The 3752-nt window shown below is 53.4% G+C and carries 3 protein-coding genes; all 3 read left to right on the forward strand.

Annotation, left to right across the window (positions count from 1 at the left end; translation table 11 throughout):
- The coding region (locus HWQ67_RS14255; RefSeq protein ID WP_255317295.1) for a DNA translocase FtsK at positions 1-1309 on the forward strand (1309 nt) is incomplete at its 5' end.
- Between the two features lie 336 nt (positions 1310-1645).
- Positions 1646-2842 (forward strand): efflux RND transporter periplasmic adaptor subunit, encoded by a 1197-nt coding sequence (locus HWQ67_RS14260; RefSeq protein ID WP_218253358.1) that lies wholly within the window; start codon positions 1646-1648, stop codon positions 2840-2842.
- A complete protein-coding gene (locus HWQ67_RS14265; protein WP_218253359.1) occupies positions 2842-3531 on the forward strand; it encodes an ABC transporter ATP-binding protein in 690 nt (229 codons plus the stop codon). The genes HWQ67_RS14260 and HWQ67_RS14265 overlap by 1 nt, the downstream gene beginning before the upstream one ends.
- Positions 3532-3752 lie beyond the last annotated feature (221 nt).

Consider the following 3752-nt stretch of genomic DNA (forward strand, 5'->3'; position numbering starts at 1 on the left):
CCTGCGAGGAGCCGCAACCCTCCAGGAATTGTTGTCTGACTTTGGCGCTGATGGCAATATCGTACATGTCAGTCCGGGGCCTATCGTGACGATGTACGAGTTTGAGCCGGCCTCCGGTGTCAAACTCAGCAAGGTGGTGTCGTTGTCTGATGACCTTGGTCGTGCCATGGGCGGACTGAAGGTGCGGGTTTCTCTGATCTCTGGTAAGGCCCCTGTTGGCATAGAGGTTCCAAATGAGGAGGCGGCGGTTGTTACCCTCAAAGAGATCATACACTCAGACAGGTTTGCAAAGCGCAGCGCCCTGCTTACTATGTCCATGGGCATAGACATATACGGCAATCCCGTGGTAGAGGAGCTTTCCAGGTTGTCGCACCTGCTTATGGCAGGAACAACGGGGTGTGGTAAGAGTGTGGTCATCAATGCCATGATACTGAGCATTCTCTACAAGGTCAAGCCGTCGCAGGTGAAGATGTTGATCATAGACCCCAAATTGCTTGAACTCTCCATGTACAACGGTATCCCGCATCTTCTCAGTCACGTGATTACCAGTCCCGGTGAGGCATCCGATGCCTTAGCCAGGATGCTACTTGAGATGGATAGGCGTTATCGTCACATAGCGCCCCAGGGGGCAAAAAACATAGAGATGTTCAACGCAGGTGTAGCCGAAGAAGACAAGCTACCCTACATCGTGGTTGTGATCAATGAGCTGGCAGACCTGATCTTTACGTCGGCCAGGGGTGTTGAGGAGTCAATTGTAAGGTTGGCGCAGATGGGGCGTGGTGCGGGTATACATCTGATCGTGGCCACGCAGCATCCCACGGCGGACGTTATCACAAGTGAAATTAAGTCAAGTTTCCCCTCACGGGTTGCCTTTATGGTGTCCTCGAAGGTAGATTCACGAACCATCCTGGATACCCACGGGGCAGAAAAGTTGCTTGGCCGTGGCGACATGCTCCTGCTGACCCCGGGGGCACGATTGATGAGGGTTCACGGGGCCTACGTTAGCGAGGATGAGGTCAAGGCCGTCACCGACTATGTAAAGGCACAGGGTAAGCCTGATTACACGGCCTTTAACAACCTCCGTCCCTCGGAACCGGTTACTGCAACAGCAACTGTCGAAAGGGACGAAATGTACAAAGAGGTGATAAGGTACGCCCAGACTATTGGGGAGATATCCATAGCCTCTATCCAGCGGAGGTTTAAGATTGGATACAACCAGGCAGCACAGATCATGGAGATGATGGAAGAGGATGGTTTGGTAGGTCCTCCCAAGGGTGGCGGAAAACCTCGCAACTTCGCATCAGGGTGATTTTGGTACGGCGATTATTTGTATCCTCTTTATATTTCATGTTAAGCAAGAGAGCATAAACATGTATAACAATAGTTCACCCCTAAGAAAAGAAAGAAGGGAGGCGGTTTGTGGCAGGGGCGGGTGCGACAATTGAGCCAGGGGCGGCTCGCCCCCCGCTGCGGGAAAATCGTGCCTCACTCCCTCCGCCTTCTTTCCCGCTCCAGGTCGCACCTGGCTCCCTCAGACCCACCCCGCAAGGGGGCCAGCCCCCTTTTATGCCGGGGGTCGCTGACCCCTTGACCCCTCCTTGCAGCGTCTTGCCCTGTTTTTTTAAGAAGATACGATAAAATGCTTATGAGAAGAAAAATAGTTGCCTTTGTTCTTATTTTACTATGTGCTGGTGGGGGGTATTTTGTCTTTACCAGGAGCAAAGAAAACGGACCAAGGTTCAGAACGGAAAAGGTGACCAAGGGTGACATAATATCTACGGTTACGTCGTCGGGGACGCTCAATGCCGTGACGATGGTCAACGTTGGGACACAGGTGTCTGGCATAATCCAGGAGCTATATGTTGACTTTAACTCACCGGTGAAGAAGGGGCAGTTGATCGCCCGCATAGACCCTGCGCTGTTTGCCTCCCAGGTTGACCAGGCACGTGCCAATCTGTACGTTGCGCAGGCCAACCTGAAAAAGGCCGAGGCAACACTCGCTGACGCCAAAAGGACGTTGGGTAGAAACGAGGAACTCCTCAAACGGGACTTCATCGCACAGGCAGACCGCGACACCGCTGCAACCAATTACGACACCGCCGTAGCCCAGGTGGATGCGGCCAAGGCACAGATATCCCAAGCACAGGCGGCACTGGCGGTCTCAGAGACCAACCTCCGGTATACGAGGATCGTCTCCCCCGTTGACGGCATCGTTGTATCGAGGACAGTCGATGTCGGGCAGACGGTTGCGGCGAGTTTTCAGACCCCCACGCTCTTTGGCATAGCCCGGGACCTGACCAAGATGCAGATCGACACCAACGTGGCAGAGGCGGACATTGGCCGTGTTGAGGTGGGACAAAGCGTCGAGTTTACGGTGGATGCCTATCCCGATGTCACGTTTAACGGTGGCGTGGTGCAGGTCAGAAATGCGCCCATTGTCGTGCAAAACGTCGTCACCTATGACGTGGTGGTCGGGGTGGCAAATTCGGATTTCAAGCTCAAACCGGGAATGACCGCAAACGTCTCAATAATAGTCTCCAGAAAGCAGGATGTCTTGCGGTTTCCAAACGCCGCCTTACGCTTCAAGCCCCCCGACAGAGACACGTCTAAGGGAGAGAAAAGACCCCAGGGGCAAAAGCCAGGACAGAACAAAGACAGAGGCGTCTGGATTAACGAAGGCAACAAGCCAAAGCGAATTGCAATAAGCACCGGCATCAGTGACGGCACCTATACAGAGTTGCTCAGTGGCAACCTCGTCGAAGGACAGGAGCTGATCGTGGAAGTGGAATCGCTTGATAAACCCAAAACAAAGCCGGTCTCTGGCGGACCAAGGATGTTTTAATGGCGATCCTCATACAGACGCAACAGATATCAAAGGTCTATACGCTTGGTGACATTGCGGTTAATGCCCTCAAGGACGTCTCCGTCGGGATTGACAAGGGGGAGTTTGTGGCTATCATGGGGCCGTCCGGTTCAGGGAAGTCGTCATTTATGAATCTGCTTGGATGCCTTGACACGCCCACCAGTGGGCAGTACCTCCTTGATGGCATGGACGTCTCTACGTTGGGCAGAGACGGGCGTGCAACCATGAGGAATCAGAAGCTCGGTTTTGTCTTTCAGGGGTTCAATCTGTTGTCGAGGACGTCGGCCATCGAAAACGTTGAACTGCCAATGCTCTACGGCAACGTACCGGCAAAAGAGCGCAGAGAGCGTGCCTCACATGCCCTATCGTTGGTCGGACTCAGTGGCCGGGAGCATCACAATCCAAATCAGCTCTCCGGCGGACAGCAGCAGCGTGTGGCCATCGCCAGGGCGTTGGTCAACGACGCACCAATTATCCTTGCCGATGAGCCAACCGGAAACCTTGACACCGCCACCAGCAGGGAAATCATGGAGCTATTGGCAAGATTGAACACAGGCTCAGGGATAACCGTTATCCTTGTCACCCACGAGCCTGACATAGCGGCCTACAGCAAACGTCTGATCCGCTTTTCGGACGGCTGCGTGGTCAGCGACATGGCAACAACATGAGCCCAATGAGCAAATTAGTTCTACGTATCCTTTTTATATTTCATGGTAACTATACTTTAAGGCAAGAAAGAAAGGGGCGGCTCCGCCCCCCTTCAGAACCCCCCGCAAGGGAACCAGTCCCCTTGACCCCATTTTACCATGCTTTTTTAAGAGGATACAGTTCTACGTCATCACAACTTGCTTATCTGCCTTCTCAGTTGAATCTGCTGCATCTGCAATTG

Origin of the sequence: Candidatus Magnetobacterium casense (genome assembly GCF_019173545.1) — a bacterium.
Classification (GTDB): Bacteria; Nitrospirota; Thermodesulfovibrionia; order Thermodesulfovibrionales; family Magnetobacteriaceae; genus Magnetobacterium; species Magnetobacterium cryptolimnobacter.